This window comes from Geomicrobium sp. JCM 19055, assembly GCF_000698185.1.
GTDB classification, from domain to species: Bacteria; Bacillota; Bacilli; order Bacillales; family Marinococcaceae; genus Geomicrobium_A; species Geomicrobium_A sediminis.
This window is the reverse complement of record NZ_BAXL01000019.1, coordinates 75248-89406: the sequence shown is the minus strand read 5'-3', so window position 1 is coordinate 89406 and position 14159 is coordinate 75248. Positions and strand designations below refer to the sequence as shown.

18 protein-coding genes and 1 pseudogene are annotated in these 14159 nt (G+C 39.4%); 1 reads left to right on the top strand and 18 read right to left on the bottom strand.

The genetic code is table 11. The features are described from left to right. Positions 1 to 344: 344 nt before the first annotated feature. The 3 genes from JCM19055_RS27575 to JCM19055_RS27570 form a co-directional block, all read right to left on the bottom strand. Positions 345 to 521, bottom strand: coding sequence for a hypothetical protein (locus tag JCM19055_RS27575; protein WP_193745478.1), 177 nt, complete (start codon positions 519 to 521; stop codon positions 345 to 347). Between the two features lie 180 nt (positions 522 to 701). Next, positions 702 to 1310: a hypothetical protein gene (locus tag JCM19055_RS16660; RefSeq protein WP_152549938.1), complete on the bottom strand. Its 609-nt coding sequence runs from the start codon at positions 1308 to 1310 to the stop codon at positions 702 to 704. Further along, a complete protein-coding gene (locus JCM19055_RS27570) occupies positions 1270 to 1443 on the bottom strand; it encodes a hypothetical protein (protein WP_193745477.1) in 174 nt (57 codons plus the stop codon). The genes JCM19055_RS16660 and JCM19055_RS27570 overlap by 41 nt, the downstream gene beginning before the upstream one ends. Positions 1444 to 1656: 213 nt before the next feature. Here JCM19055_RS27570 and JCM19055_RS16655 point away from each other — a divergent pair, with 213 nt between their 5' ends. Next, positions 1657 to 2973 carry a hypothetical protein gene (locus JCM19055_RS16655; protein WP_265182280.1) on the top strand — a complete coding sequence of 439 codons (1317 nt, stop codon included), beginning with the start codon at positions 1657 to 1659 and terminating at the stop codon, positions 2971 to 2973. Between the two features lie 304 nt (positions 2974 to 3277). Here the strand turns inward: JCM19055_RS16655 and JCM19055_RS16650 are convergent, their stop codons facing one another. The 15 genes and pseudogenes from JCM19055_RS16650 to JCM19055_RS16580 all read right to left on the bottom strand — a co-directional run bounded on the left by JCM19055_RS16650 (position 3278) and on the right by JCM19055_RS16580 (position 14154). Beyond that, the gene (locus tag JCM19055_RS16650; RefSeq protein WP_042360518.1) at positions 3278 to 3682 is read right to left on the bottom strand and encodes an ArsI/CadI family heavy metal resistance metalloenzyme; all 405 of its coding nucleotides are present in this window, start codon (positions 3680 to 3682) and stop codon (positions 3278 to 3280) included. A gap of 53 nt (positions 3683 to 3735) precedes the next feature. Next, entirely contained in the window at positions 3736 to 4008 is a 273-nt protein-coding gene (locus tag JCM19055_RS16645; RefSeq protein ID WP_042360534.1) for a metalloregulator ArsR/SmtB family transcription factor, read from the bottom strand. 237 nt (positions 4009 to 4245) lie between these two features. Continuing rightward, complete coding sequence (locus JCM19055_RS16640) at positions 4246 to 4797, bottom strand: cupin domain-containing protein (protein ID WP_042360533.1); 552 nt, start codon at positions 4795 to 4797, stop codon at positions 4246 to 4248. A 137-nt stretch (positions 4798 to 4934) separates the two neighbouring features. Further along, a complete protein-coding gene (locus tag JCM19055_RS16635; protein WP_042360517.1) occupies positions 4935 to 5774 on the bottom strand; it encodes a sulfite exporter TauE/SafE family protein in 840 nt (279 codons plus the stop codon). Between the two features lie 6 nt (positions 5775 to 5780). Beyond that, a complete protein-coding gene (locus tag JCM19055_RS16630; protein ID WP_042360516.1) occupies positions 5781 to 6011 on the bottom strand; it encodes a sulfurtransferase TusA family protein in 231 nt (76 codons plus the stop codon). Positions 6012 to 6040: 29 nt separating this feature from the next. Then, positions 6041 to 7168: an MBL fold metallo-hydrolase gene (locus JCM19055_RS16625; RefSeq protein WP_081833790.1), complete on the bottom strand. Its 1128-nt coding sequence runs from the start codon at positions 7166 to 7168 to the stop codon at positions 6041 to 6043. Next, positions 7165 to 7728 (bottom strand): sulfurtransferase TusA family protein, encoded by a 564-nt coding sequence (locus JCM19055_RS16620; RefSeq protein WP_042360514.1) that lies wholly within the window; start codon positions 7726 to 7728, stop codon positions 7165 to 7167. Before JCM19055_RS16620 ends, JCM19055_RS16625 begins: the two co-directional genes overlap by 4 nt. Positions 7729 to 7742: 14 nt before the next feature. Next, a pseudogene (locus tag JCM19055_RS16615) lies at positions 7743 to 8223 on the bottom strand (DsrE/DsrF/DrsH-like family protein). A gap of 78 nt (positions 8224 to 8301) precedes the next feature. Beyond that, positions 8302 to 8562, bottom strand: a complete 261-nt coding sequence (locus JCM19055_RS16610) for a metal-sensitive transcriptional regulator (protein ID WP_042360513.1) — start codon at positions 8560 to 8562, stop codon at positions 8302 to 8304. Between the two features lie 97 nt (positions 8563 to 8659). Next, the gene (locus JCM19055_RS27565) at positions 8660 to 8836 is read right to left on the bottom strand and encodes a hypothetical protein (RefSeq protein WP_193745476.1); all 177 of its coding nucleotides are present in this window, start codon (positions 8834 to 8836) and stop codon (positions 8660 to 8662) included. A 118-nt stretch (positions 8837 to 8954) separates the two neighbouring features. Beyond that, positions 8955 to 9887, bottom strand: coding sequence for a Gfo/Idh/MocA family protein (locus tag JCM19055_RS16605; protein WP_265182279.1), 933 nt, complete (start codon positions 9885 to 9887; stop codon positions 8955 to 8957). A gap of 207 nt (positions 9888 to 10094) precedes the next feature. Then, entirely contained in the window at positions 10095 to 10706 is a 612-nt protein-coding gene (locus JCM19055_RS16600; protein WP_042360512.1) for a hypothetical protein, read from the bottom strand. Between the two features lie 317 nt (positions 10707 to 11023). Next, entirely contained in the window at positions 11024 to 12499 is a 1476-nt protein-coding gene (locus JCM19055_RS16595) for a class I adenylate-forming enzyme family protein (RefSeq protein ID WP_052366463.1), read from the bottom strand. A gap of 199 nt (positions 12500 to 12698) precedes the next feature. Further along, entirely contained in the window at positions 12699 to 12902 is a 204-nt protein-coding gene (locus tag JCM19055_RS16590) for a hypothetical protein (protein WP_042360511.1), read from the bottom strand. 844 nt (positions 12903 to 13746) lie between these two features. Next, a complete protein-coding gene (locus JCM19055_RS16580) occupies positions 13747 to 14154 on the bottom strand; it encodes a DUF1801 domain-containing protein (protein WP_042360509.1) in 408 nt (135 codons plus the stop codon). Positions 14155 to 14159 lie beyond the last annotated feature (5 nt).

Here is a 14159-nt window from a genome sequence, read left to right as displayed (position 1 = left end):
AATGAATCACTTCTTGTACACTTTCATCACGACAGCCTGGAAATATTCTGGTTGCGGCAGCATAAATGTAATGGCTCTCCATTACATACTCATTTCTCTCAGCAATTTGAGAACATACGACATCCCATTCAATTCTTATTACTTCAAGTGCTGACGCTTTTTGATCTTCTTCCATATGGATATGATTCAAAAATGGAAAAGATTTATTGTTAATTATTTTATGGCAATAGACTAGAAAATTAAGTTCTGCAGGGGCTATGATGACCGCTTCATGAACTTCGGAAGGTTCCATGTCACTCACCTTGCTTTCCATACAATTCTTAATGCAGAGAAAATCCCTATACCTATCCAGTCAAACGCTCTCTCTTTGCAGCGACAAAATACACGGTTCCAACTAAAAAGAGAATGCCTGTGATCCAACCAATAATACCCGAGTAATTATTATTCAATAGAAATATACTCGTATAATTTAGAAAGAAAATACTTGTCATGATGATATACAATCCTGTGATGTGCCTCATATTACTTCCTCCTATAAAAAGAATTCAAAATCGCTACTCCATTGCTTTATGGAGTTAATTACTGACCCCAAGACTTCCCTAACGGTCGTTAACATCCTTTATTCATCGCCAACGGTATCCATCATATCACCTTCAACGACTTCCACTTCAGCAGGTACTGTAAATAAGGATTCTTCGAACTCAGGATTTTTTTTCAAAATCAAGAACCGTAATTATACTAATTGTCTCCACGTTATTTTTATCATCTCTTGAAATAACAGTTTCCGATTGCACCTCATAATACGTGTCTTGATCGTACCAATGTGTCGTTTCCATGTCTTCATCTACTGACTGTACGACATACGTTTGATATCCGTTTACTTCTTCTTCACCAAGGTATGTCAACACGGACTCCTCTAATCGTCGCTCATGCGGGGCTGCTCCAGGTATGGATTCAATCTCTTCCACACGATCGACTTCATAATGAATCGCCGACTCGTCACCTTCGTTATAGTCAAACTGATACTCTGGGTCGTCTACGTCTGTAAACGTATAACTAGTCGGTTCTTCTTCAACCTTTGATTCACCGTTTTCTTCTGTTTCTTGAATGGTATCGATTTGAAAGCGATTACAATACTCATCGTCTTTCATATAGTGCCAATGCTTCTCAAGCATTGTAATGTTTTCACCATCCGATATCACGTTTCCATCACGATCAACCGAAACATCCAGCTGCCCTTCTACTTCAAAATACAGTCCGTCTAAATCGTCAAAAAAACATAGCCGCTCGCTGAACAACTTCTTCTGCAAACGGGTCTGATTCCCCTTCAATATTCTCTGAACTTTGGGGTTGTTCTTGATCACTCGTTGCATTACCTTCTTCATCAGCATTACAAGCAACAAGCAAAAGTGACATACCAATGAGTAATGACGATTTTCTCATGTGACATTCTCCCCTCTACATTTAAATATGGTCAATAGTCTATTCACTAAAAAAATGGAATCTAAAACACTTCGAATGAAAGCGCAAGAGGACGCTGTATGCAGTTTAAGTTGTTTTACAATTCTATTAACTTTTCTAATCTTCTTGATCTTCGTAGTACATTACTCTAGGGTATTTTATGTAGTCATTCAAACGTGTAAAGGAGTGGTCATGTTGAAGAGGAAGTTACTTGTTGCATTTCTTTTCGTTAGCTCTTTTTTTATGCCTCAGCCTCTTGAAGCAAATGATCACGACCAGCTACACGCTGACACCATTGAACTTAGTGCCTCTTCGTCGCCCGTCAAACCGACGATTGAATTAATCGAGTTAGATTTTTATCAGGTACATGAAACAATCATGGTAGAGGGGCAATTAAAATTCAATGAAGATCACATTCTAGACATTAAGGGAAACCTTAGTCCTTATGGTGAAGGAATCCTTTCCGAGAACGCAATTGGAGATGTACATACAGCGAATACGAAGTATACTATTTTACAATTTTATATTCGGGGAGAGACTAATACACTCCATCTAATCATTGAAGATCTAGAGGAAGGAAATACGGTTTCGCTTGAAACCAAATTAGAAGACAACAATATGGCGCTTTACAACGCCCTTATTGACTCCGAACTGCAAGAAGACCAAAGTTCTTCTTATGCTACAGCAGAATTTCAGGACGAGAATGCTGAAACTGAACATCAAGAATTCCAACAGGGACAAAAAGACGATATGGAACAATTAATCGCTGATTTGAACACCCTAACTTCTGGTCCCATAGATATTAATGATTACGAGCACTTAGATTCATCTACGTTCACATTAAATCGCGCCTGGTCTCAAAATTTAACTGGTGATCATGGCTACATGATGTATGGAACCCGTCAGAGTTCTGATCAATACTTGTTGCAAGTAAGCTTTTTCCACGGTAATCGCGCAGTTATGGATTGGCGTGACGGAGCTAGTGTTAGTGAACATCGGTCTACATTGCTACTATCTGATGGGGTCATTATGGCGTATGATCAGTCCACTGACACTGTCAGAGTCGTCCAAGCATTTGCTCCGAATCAAGTGATCGAATATGCAAGCACTAAATCTATTCCATCTGAAAGAACTGTGTTCTTTGAGCAGAATTTACAAATTGGCCAAGAGAAGAAACGGTTTGATCCTTTTTCAAGTGACCTTCCAAACTATTTTATTCGAAGAGCCATGCCGAGCGTTTCACAACCTATACGTACTTTACAGGAATTCGTAAATGGCTTTACTAGGGGGTCTATCGAGACTCGGGAGATCGTTACTTATTCTACGTATCAAAGTCAACTTGAAGATAAAGGCGAAGTCGTTAAGAGAATGCGAAGGACTGCACATGATCTGAACTTAAATTCACCTGGCGACAGCATTACTCATTCTGCGAAAATCCATTCTGAAGATACAGTGAGAGAGCCGACGGTTACGAACAACGTTACTTGGATCGTACAGACTGACCTAAAATAGAATCGAGGACATTAAATCGGTCCGCTTCGTAATACGAGAACTGCTGCTTATGTAATCAGAAGAAACATAAATCGTCGTTTTCACCTTGATTCTGCTCACATTATGAGCAGTATGTGAGTAGAATCATCTTTATGTGATCAGAAGAACCGTAAATCATTGTTTTCACCTTGATTCTGCTCACATTACGAGCAGTATGTGAGCAGAGGTGTATCTGAAGTCACGATGAGCTCAATCACAAAAAAAGGACGCTATTTGAGAAACAGAGCGCCCGATTTTGTGCTATTAAGTTAAAAGAATAGTCACTTTACGCAGTACAACACGTTGAGTCCTCGTCTCGAATTTCCGTATCTTGCTTCGTATAAAAATACTCCCATTCATTACCATCTGGATCTGTTACCCAGAACTTATCTTGAAGTGAATAACAACATGTCGTATCCATTTCTTCACGAGCAAAAAAACCAACGTGCTCTAGACGTTCTTTATGTTGTAACAGGTCTACTTTTGAAGGAACTTGTATACCAAAATGATTGACTTGATTACCAGTTACAGACAACACCTCGCTTAACGTCAAATTAATTGCCACTTCCTTCGGTAAAAACTTTACATAGTCCCCTTTTAACTTGCTTGGAGATGATCCAAATAACTTCTCATAAAACTCTCGACTCTCTTTCAAATTACTTACATTTAATCCAATGTGTACGCGAATCATTTACAACACCCTTTCATCAATTCTTTTTGATTAATAATAGATATGTAAAACCATCACTTGGATGGTTTTAACACGCAGCATAGTTGTTCCGATAATAGTTGATCGATTTCTTCCTCGTTAATACTGTAATAACTCCACGTACCTCGTGTCTCTTTCATTAATAAGCCTGCATCCATCAAGACCTTTAAGTGGTACGATAGCTTAGATTGGGGAAGTTCCAACTCATCTGTTAAGTCACAAACACAAGTTTCACCTTTATTACTAAGAACGTTCAATAGGTGCAGTCGTTTCGTATCTGCTAAAGCCTTAAACTTCTGCTTATACATTTCAAGTACTTCAACGCTTACTGTTGCATAGGATTGTTGCACGATTGTACCTCCAGTTAACAATTGGATAACTTAACAATAACAAACAAAACTTAATTAATCAATTTATTTTGATTAATAACTATCGAAGAACTTTCTTTCCTCAGAATATGCGCTCATTCACTCATCCTTACCATAATGAAAGGACTACCATTGAAGTTGGCAGCCCTCAATTAGTTATAATTCTTGTTTCAAATGTTACGACTCATTATTCTCATGGTCTTCTGCAGCAAGTGCATCTGCTTTCGATTCATGAACCGTCCCGAATGGATGATTTGGAGGGGCATAAATTGAGTATAGTTTTAATGGCGATTGACCGGTATTTGTAACATTGTGCCAAGTTCTCGCCGGAATCAGAATAGCTGATCCTTCACCAGCCAGACTTTCAATCGGTAAGTTGTTCTCACTCTCTCCCATCTGTACTATGCCTTGCCCTTGCTCAACTTTAAGAAACTGATCAACATTAGGGTGCATTTCTAAACCGATATCCTCACCAGGATGAATGCTCATTAATGTTACTTGTAAATGATCACCTGTCCAGATTGCTGTTCGAAATGTTTCATTTTGATAGGTTGCTTGATCGATATTGAAGACAATTGGTTCTTTACCATAATCAGAGTTCTCATACTGTCTTTCATTTAGATATGAATGACTTGAATGTGCGTATGATTGAGTAGGCATCTGCCGATAATTTTGGGTTGGCATAGATGGATAATACGCATATGGATACATGCATGGTACATAATACACGAACATCAAACCTTTCACCGTTTTAATCGTAATGTATGTATCCGATGATCGAGGGTGCTTGTTAGGTCACGAATTATTCGGTTTTCAACTAATAGAATTAAAAGACATGCTTCTTCTATAGAAACATGCCTTCATCTTCACAACAAACCACGCAATATATCCCACCAAATTTGTAGTGAGGATGCAAGAATGAGTATAGCAAGGATCCATTTCAATATTTTTGTATTCATCTTTTGGCCGAGCTTTGCTCCGAATGGCGCCGAAATAACACTTGCTATAATCATTACAATTGCAGGCCCATAAAGGACTTGATCTGTTGCAACTTTTCCGACCGTAGATCCGATGGATGAGATAAACATTACCGCTAACGAGGTTGCGATCGTTACACGAGTGGGGAGCTTTAATACGGTTAGCATAATTGGAACGAGCAAGAACGACCCTGCTGCTCCTACAATTCCAGATGCTACACCTACGACAAATGATAAGCTTGCAGCCAGTCCTTTATGAAATGTAATGTGTTGTGCAGGCTGGTCTGGCAGTTGTTTTTTTGGTAAGAACATCATGATTGCCGCAATTGTCGCGAGTACGGCATAGACAACATTCACGGCGCTTTCTTGAAGAAGATTAGAAGCAAATGCTCCGATAAAGCTTCCAAGTAAAATGCTAGCTCCCATATAAACAATCAATTGCTTGTGCAAATAGCCGGTTCCCCGATACGCCCACACACCCGCAATTGTCGCGAAAAACACTTGAACTGCGCTAATTCCGGCAACCTCATGTGCTGTAAATGTCGCAAATCCCAATAGCGGAGGGATGAATAGAAGCATCGGATATTTAATAATCGAGCCCCCAACACCTACCATGCCAGAAATGAATGAGCCGATAAAACCGATTAGAAAAATGGTTATGATAAAAAGAATATCCACGACGTTCCCCTTACTGATGAGAAAAGGGACAACGATGTGCCCCTCTTCCATCGCCTATTATTCTCCTTTCTTTATGTGGAACGTTAAAACCCCGTCCGCTTCCTTTGCTTGTAACAACTCATGGCCTGTTGACTTCGCCCATGCCTCGAAGTCCTTTAACGCACCTTGATCGGTTGCTTGTACTTCAAGAATGTCTCCTGTTTCTAACTGCTTCATTTCTTTTTTCGCCTTTACGATTGGCATCGGGCATGCCATTCCTTTCGCATCTACTACCTTTGTAATCTTCATTTGTATGAACTCCTTTTTAGTTAAAATTATTATCGAACCGCACAGCGGTTTGGACCGATCTCCATTTCACGTTGTTCCTCTAAGCTAGGGCTTTTCTTGCCCAGATTGGTTTCTCTGATTTCACGATAAGCATTCGGTTGTGGTGGTAAATGATCGGTAACCATTGAGCGAAATTCTCGCTCGTCGTCTACGTTTAATCCGTGGTTTCTCTCCATTAAGACTCCGAGTTTTTCAGCCACGCTTCCATCATTATTTAATTCCTCAACAATCATGAAATGCGCTGGCATGACGACAAGCTCTGGCGACAGTGATTGATACGTCTCATACAACGAATGCCGCAAATCTCCAACCCAATCTTCTGCCTTTCCAGCTAGATCTGGTCGTCCAATTGAATCAATAAATAGAATGTCTCCCGTTAATAAATAGGCCTCGTCGATAATAAAGGACATCGAACCAACCGTATGACCTGGTGTGTCTAGAGATTGGATGTCAATTCGAGAAGCGCCTACTTGCAAATGGGCGTGATCTTCAATCGGCTCATAATTAAACGTGACGTCTTCAGCATCTTTTGGTGGAAGCCAATAGGTCGCACCGGTTTCTTCAGCAATCATTCTGCCACCCGAAATATGATCGGCGTGTAAATGGGTATCAAACACATGTGAAATCGATACCCCTTTCTCTTTCGCAAACGTCACGTAAACATCTGTCATACGCGTCGCATCAATAATGGCGGCTTCGTTCCCGGACAAAACCATATACGATAAACAGCCTTTACCGAGACGAACAAATTGGTATAACTCGCCACCTTCCCGTAAATCGGCGACTTTAATGGGCTCTAAATGTTCACTCCATGCTTTCATACCACCTGCTAAATAAGAAGTATCGAACCCTTCCTCCGAAAGCATCTCACCGACTAAAATCGATGAACCTTCTTTTGCACAGACGACGAGAATGGGTTGATGTTTAGGAAGCTGATAAATGATCTCTTCGACACCATCTAGTAAATCAAAATACGGGACATTCAAGTATTGAATGTTTTCTCCTTCAACCTTCCAATCACGAAACGCATCTTCATTTCGAACATCTAAAATAAACAACGGCTCTTTCTGAATGACCTTTCTCGCTAATTCGCTGGGATTCATAGCTATTAAACTCACCTTTGGTTTCCTCCTTTGATATTCCATTGACTCATTCCAGGCACGACATTTACGACGTTATGATACCCGTGATCAGCTAACGCTTGCGCTGCTAAATCACTACGATTACCCGTACGGCATACGACATAAATGGTTTGATCTTTTCTTAATTCATGCATGCGCTCACGTAATTCACCAAAGGGAATTGAGCGAGCACCTTGAATGTGCTGTTCGTCGTAATCACGTTTCTCTCTCACATCAACAATGATGAAATTCGAGTCACCATCAATGACGCTTTGAAGTCCTTTGTTATCAATCACATGTGGAAATTTGCGCTCGTTTAAATCGTTACTTCCCACGCGTAAATAATGTTTTAGCGACTGATCCTCTTCCACAGTCTTTAAATACCCATGTCCTGCTTTTTGTGCCCATGCCTTTAGATCTGCCGTTGAGCCTTGATCTGTCGCTTGCACTTCAACGATGCTTCCCGGGGCAATGTCTTTCATTGCTTTTTTTGTTCGAACGATTGGCATTGGACAAGCCAATCCTTTTGCATCAACAATTAATGTGACGTCTTCCATTACATTCACTCCTCTTAAATAAATAAGTTCACGTTTCCATCTTCAGCATCGGCTAAATACGCTGCAACACCGGCATATTGAGTACTTTCTCTCAGTTCCGCTTTTTGCAGTCCTAACAAATCCATCGTCATCGTACAGGCCACTAAGTTGACATCTTGTTCTTCTGCCATTTCAATGAGATCGGCTAACGGCATCGCATTGTGTTTTTTCATGACTTTTTTTTATTAATTTTGGCCCCATTCCCGCAAAGTGCATTTTAGACAATCCCATCTTTTCAGCACCACGAGGCATCATTTTGCCGAACATTTTCTCCAACATCGTTTTGTTCGCTTGAATCGGTTCATCTTTCCTCAACGCATTAAGTCCCCAGAACGTATGAAAGATGGTGACCTCATGATCATAAGCCGCTGCACCATTTGCAATAATGTACGCAGCCATTGCTTTGTCATAGTCTCCACTAAAAAGAATAATGTTCGTTGATTTCGTTTCCGTCATCGTCTTCTCCTCACTTATACATATACCCGTATAGGTATTATAATTGCTAAAATTTTTTTCTAGGGTAGACAGGCTACCCTAGCGACTCTTAACGAGCAAGTTCACGGCTTGGTCGACATAGTCTTTCGTATCTTCTCCATCTTCAATTGCTTTCTGAACACATTCTACGAGGTTCTCACTAACAATAACCCCCATCGTGCGATCAATGGCTGTACGAGAAGCCGCTAGTTGGGACACAACATCACGACAATCTTCCCCGTCTTCCATCATTTTTAAAACGCCTCGAAGTTGTCCCTCGACTCGTTTTAATCGATTTTTCATTTGATCGGTATATTCCATGTCGTTTCACCCCTTTTTTTCGATTAACTTATTACTCATAATATACCCCTATGGGTATGGTGTCAATTTGTATGATTTTCCAGAAAATAATTTACTGTTAACTCGGTTTCAAGATCATGGTCATCATGACGGTTATAATAATAAAAGTAAGAAGACCAATGATAATAATAAAATTACTTTGAAGTAACGCCTCTACGAAGACAATAACAGGCTCAAAATTAACAAGATACGAAAACAAAACAAACAAGATGATGAACGCAACAATCCTTCTCATCCACTACCACCTACTTATAAAATAACGTTTGGCTTTCAATGATTGTATCCATCACGACTTGGTTATGATGCCCATCTTCAATGAGTGGTAAATCCCGATCAACTTGATGAAAGGCAATTTAATCATACACCTTTTCCACGAAAGGATAAAATGCTGGATAATAAGCTACTGCCTCTTTCGACTGTAGCGCTGGCAACTTTCCTTCTGACCGAATGTCGAGCTCTTCTAATGGTGCTTGGGCTTGCCCTATTAAAAGTAACTTATCATTCTCTAGTGCAATCGTTCCTTGCCTTCCAAATACCTTGATGCTAGACCCAAATCCGTGGTTAACACCAGAAAGCAACTGAATAGAAAATGTGCAATTCTTCTTCATCTTTCCGTGAATAAAGAACCCATCATCTGCATCTCTCATTTCTCCAGCACCTTCAGGTACGTGCGTATGTAACAACCCATTCACGTTCACCACCTCATCATCCACTAACCATCTCAAACAATCAATCATATGTGTGCCTAAAGCGCCTAGCATACCTCCGAATTGTTGTTTTTCACCCATCCATCCTCTTTTGTTCGAGTGCAAGCTTTGATATTGAGGGCTTGAGATGTGATACTCAAAGTGAATAGCCTCCCCGATCAGACCTTGTAGCATGAGCTCCTTCATCTTCTGACGGGCAGGGTGATACCGCCATTCAAAATCAATAACGACTTTCGCATCGTAAAGAGCTGCAAGTTCTACAAGTTCTTGTGATTCACGATGATTCATCGTAAACGGTTTCTCACAAACGACATGGATGCCTCTTATCAACGCCTCTTTAACCATAACAAAATGATACCGAGGTAACGAACTCACAAACACGACATCTAGCTCTTCCTTCTCTAGCATTAAGGTCCAGCACTTATAATGAACTGGCGCCCGCTCCTCATCTAATAGATGATCTGGTAAACGATGCCGATTCATCGTACAAATTTCCGTAACTTCCATTTCAGGATGCAACGCAATGATTGGAGCTTGAACGTTTAAGCCAAATCCACCGCCGATTATCCCAACTTTCATCTGTATCCTCCCTTGAGTTTGATCCGTTCGAACTCTCACCTATCACCATACATTCAACGTACTAATTCCATGCCCCTGCTTTCTCTCAATACTCATCCATAAAAAAAGCACAAACAGGTGTTGTGCCTGACTTGTGCATGGTATCGACTTATTTCAGATCGGATATGCAATAATAAACTGATCGCTTACTTCAAACTTTTTAACCTCTCAACTTCCAATTTTAAATGTTTCTTCAATCTCCCATTTAGTTAAGTTAAAACCCGATTTTGCCCCAGTCGAAAAACCCTCTTGATAAGTATTAAATTCTGTTTCAGAAACTTCAACATTAGCAAATCGATTACCACTAATCTGTTCAATCAAATCGACTACATTTTTGTCTGTTAAGGCGTCAGAAGTTTTAAGTGCTATAGAAATGTAATTCGCAACTTGTTCATAAGCAAAGCTCATTCCTTCGAACATCCCTTTTTGAAAGTCAGGCTTCATATTCTTAATGTCTTCCATTGCTGATTCAGGTAGATCTTCTTTATAAAAACTTTCTTCAATTGTCTGCTCAAGACTAACCTTACTTTGTTCCATGTTGTTTTCAGCAAGCTTATTAAAGTTTTTTTCTAATTGTTCGAATTTACCCTTCAATGATAATGCCTCCTTTTTATATTCAAAATCTCTGACCATACGATTCACAACATACCGATAAGCATTGTTCATACCTTTAGAGATTAAATGCAGGCTTTCATTTTCTGTGTTCATTTGATCTCTCGTTGTTAATTCCATTTGAATAAAATCTTCAATACAATCTTCAATCTTTGCACCACGAAACATCTTTTTTTCTATAATCAGACAATTATCCCAACTCCTTTCTTAACTTCACCTTACCACCGAAGTAAACATATGTAAACATATTTTGTATACATATGTTTACCGATTCGTTATTTTCAGTAAAGAGCTAAGCGCAAAAATGATGGTGTTGAGGCATTTGGCTAGGCAAATAATTCCGCACCACATCAAAAAAAAGAGCGGTACAATACCCGCTCTAGCTCTCATTCACGAAGATCCTTCTCATCAAAATAAATCTTTTTAATATTCCATTATCCTTTACCCCACCTACTTACGAGTGACCAATTCCCGAAGAGCGGGTTTTAAAATTTTCCCACTCGTTGTTTAGGTAATTCATCTAGTTGTGTAAAGTAAGCGGGTATCTTATATGGTGCTAACATGGGCCGGCAATGACGCTGCAACATGTCAGTGGTCAATGTAACACTCGAATCTTTCGTTGAAAAATATGCATGTACGACCTCGCCCATAATTGGGTCTGGACTGCCGATGACACTTGCTTCTAAAACATCTGGGTGGGTGTAGAGCACTTCTTCAATTTCTCTCGGGTAAATGTTCATCCCACCCCGAATCACTAGATCTTTTTTCCGATCCACGATATAGAGATAACCCTCATCATCTTGATATGCAATGTCACCCGTATATAGCCAGCCACCTCGAATCGTATTAGCTGTTGCGACATCATTTTTCCAATACCCTTTCATTACATTTGGACCCTTAACCGTAAGTTCACCTTTCTCATAACTCGGTATTTCTTTACCTTCGTTGTCTCGAATCACCACAGAAACTCGGGGGAGTGCCGTACCAATGGATCCGGGCTTCTTTTTACCTTCTGGACGATGACTAGTCACGATTGGAGAACATTCCGTAAGCCCGTACCCTTCAATTAGTTCAACCCCCGACACAGCTTTCCACCGATCGAGTAGTTCCACTGGCATTGGGGCTGAGCCTGTAAAAGCGATTCGAAGATATAGAGTACGTTCGTTGATTCGAGGGTGATTAAGCAACATCGCGACAACACTAGGTGGAATAAAGTAAAATGTGACCTTCTTATCTTCTAAAAGCGTTAAGACTTTATCAGTCGAGTACTTTGGCAAAATGTAGCTCGTACCACCAGCAACAAGCATTGTAAGCATGCAATTGGTCTGAGACGCAGCATGATAAAGAGGAGAAGAGATTAAGCAATAATCATCACTAGAACAATGGAGAATGTCTTTATACGTCATCGCATTCGTTCGTAACCCTTTGTGAGTGAGCATGGCACCCTTTGGCTTCCCCGTCGTTCCAGACGTATATAAAATTTGACATACGCGTTCATCATCAACGACACCGGGATCACAATGTGTAGGCAAAGACTGAATCGCACGCAACAGTGCATTATCAGATGATTGGGTATCAACTAAGATTACGTCAATGAAATTGTCGCTATTCTCCCTAACAGCTTGAAAATTCTCCGAAGCTGTAGCATCAACAACAAAAAGCACCGGTTGTGAGTCAAATGCAATATGCGTTATTTCCGCTGCTGTATAGGTCGGATTAATCGGTACGATTATGGCACCGCACTTCACGGCTGCAAAATAACAATACACAAACTCTAAACAATTACCTAGTTGCAACAAGATCCGATCACCTTCAATGACACCTCGCTGACGGAACAAATGCGTCGTTTGATTAATCGTTTGTTCTAGTTGCTCATAAGTAATACGCACACCCTCATTTTCAAGTGCAAGTTTCGTTGGCGTTTCTTTAGCTTTCTGCGTAATGATAGAGGCAAGGTTCATGACAACACTCCTCATGGAATAAGTTTTTACCTTTACTTTCTATATAAATTAAGCGCTTTCATAAAAGCTCCTGCTTATTTTTAGAAATACCTCGTTACTAAACTTATGATCTGTTTGGCGTGTCGTTTGAATAAAGGCGCAAACAGTATTGCACCTGCTTGCGCCTTTATTGAATCATGTGAATAAGCATCAAACCTACTCAATTCCCTTCCATTTTTGCACGATTCATTGCCCATAACGAAAAGATTGTTACAAGAGATAAAATAAAAGCAACAATGGATACAAATCTCCAATCACCCGTAAACAAACCATAAATTACTGTAGCTAAAATTAACGCACTGACCGAACAAACAGCAATAATATAAATAAATTTAGGTATAGCGCATGCAAAAGACTCGATCAAAATTTCCCCCTATAATGAACCTTACACCAATTACTTTTGAATTGTAGAAGTGCTCCCCTAACGATCTAGGTATACAGATTATGTTAAGCAGAGCAATACTTATTACATCATTACGCTCGATGTTGGTTTATCGCAAGGAACGATTATTTCGTTGATCTTTGTATTGTGATGAAGGAACAAAAAATGAATACTCTTACTACTCAGCAAAGTAACTTCTAAATTGCATTCCTGAGCTATACACACTTGCTATCATCACAAAGAAGAACAAAATTTCAATATAACTATTAGCCGACCAATAGCCAATGAAATACATAAAAACTAAAATGATAAACAAAACCGATGATGTTGTCATTAATAACGTTTTACTCTTTTTTTGACATGAAATTTAGCACCTCCTGAATACACATTGTTAACCTTTATTAAAACAAGGTTAACATACTTTCTAGAGGCTTATAAGCTATTTTCAGTTGCCACACCTTAATCAAATACTAAGTAACAGCCTTGATACTGATGAACCGCTTAATAATAAAGTAAATTATGTTGGAGGTCACTAAAAGCAGAATTACACCGATAAAACTAATTGTAAAACCGTCTTTATAAAACGTGATTGCGTTAAGAATATCAGTATTAATTAATTTACCTATTGAGAAAAACACTAAATAAACGGTAACAATTATTATGACTTGAGACATCAAATTCCTTAGAAACAAAAGAATTCCACCACCTTGTTATATCAATATTATTTACTTAAATAATTATATACGTTTTAAAATTTTTTTTAATGTTCCATGGTCAAAATAAGTGTCCATTAATTCGTTCATCAGTATGAAAAGCACTGATGCTTTTAGTCTTGATACGTTTCTATTGTGTGATGGATCAATTCCTTGAGCACATCTAGATCGATATCAGCCAATTTATTAACATATATACAAGCCTTACTCTTTGTGTGTTTACCGAACCGTGCTAACAGTTTCTCTCTTTTCTCACTTTCATAGGCTAAATAGAGACTAATTTTTGCCTTTCTTGGTGAAAAGCCCGCTAAAGGAGCGTCTCCTTCACGTCCAGATGCGTATTTATAATGATAGCTACCGAAACCTATAATACTAGGCCCCCACATCTTCGCCTTGTACCCCGTTACCTCTTCAAAGATTTCTACTAATTGATAGGCGTCTGCCTTTTTCTTCTCACTTTCTACACTTTCAATAAATTCGGTTACACTGTTGTTGGTTTCTTTCATCTTTGGCTCGGGCATGTATG

Bases quoted from the DNA above. Each gene is read 5' to 3' on its own strand.
- JCM19055_RS27575 (WP_193745478.1), bottom strand. From the start codon at position 521: ATGAGGCACATCACAGGATTGTATATCATCATGACAAGTATTTTCTTT.
- JCM19055_RS27570 (WP_193745477.1), bottom strand. From the start codon at position 1,443: ATGAGAAAATCGTCATTACTCATTGGTATGTCACTTTTGCTTGTTGCT.
- JCM19055_RS16650 (WP_042360518.1), bottom strand. From the start codon at position 3,682: ATGATTCGCGTACACATTGGATTAAATGTAAGTAATTTGAAAGAGAGT.
- JCM19055_RS16645 (WP_042360534.1), bottom strand. From the start codon at position 4,008: ATGTATAAGCAGAAGTTTAAGGCTTTAGCAGATACGAAACGACTGCAC.
- JCM19055_RS16635 (WP_042360517.1), bottom strand. From the start codon at position 5,774: ATGGAAGAGGGGCACATCGTTGTCCCTTTTCTCATCAGTAAGGGGAAC.
- JCM19055_RS16630 (WP_042360516.1), bottom strand. From the start codon at position 6,011: ATGAAGATTACAAAGGTAGTAGATGCGAAAGGAATGGCATGCCCGATG.
- JCM19055_RS16620 (WP_042360514.1), bottom strand. From the start codon at position 7,728: ATGGAAGACGTCACATTAATTGTTGATGCAAAAGGATTGGCTTGTCCA.
- JCM19055_RS16610 (WP_042360513.1), bottom strand. From the start codon at position 8,562: ATGGAATATACCGATCAAATGAAAAATCGATTAAAACGAGTCGAGGGA.
- JCM19055_RS27565 (WP_193745476.1), bottom strand. From the start codon at position 8,836: ATGAGAAGGATTGTTGCGTTCATCATCTTGTTTGTTTTGTTTTCGTAT.
- JCM19055_RS16605 (WP_265182279.1), bottom strand. From the start codon at position 9,887: ATGAAAGTTGGGATAATCGGCGGTGGATTTGGCTTAAACGTTCAAGCT.
- JCM19055_RS16600 (WP_042360512.1), bottom strand. From the start codon at position 10,706: ATGTTTCGTGGTGCAAAGATTGAAGATTGTATTGAAGATTTTATTCAA.
- JCM19055_RS16595 (WP_052366463.1), bottom strand. From the start codon at position 12,499: ATGAACCTTGCCTCTATCATTACGCAGAAAGCTAAAGAAACGCCAACG.
- JCM19055_RS16580 (WP_042360509.1), bottom strand. From the start codon at position 14,154: ATGCCCGAGCCAAAGATGAAAGAAACCAACAACAGTGTAACCGAATTT.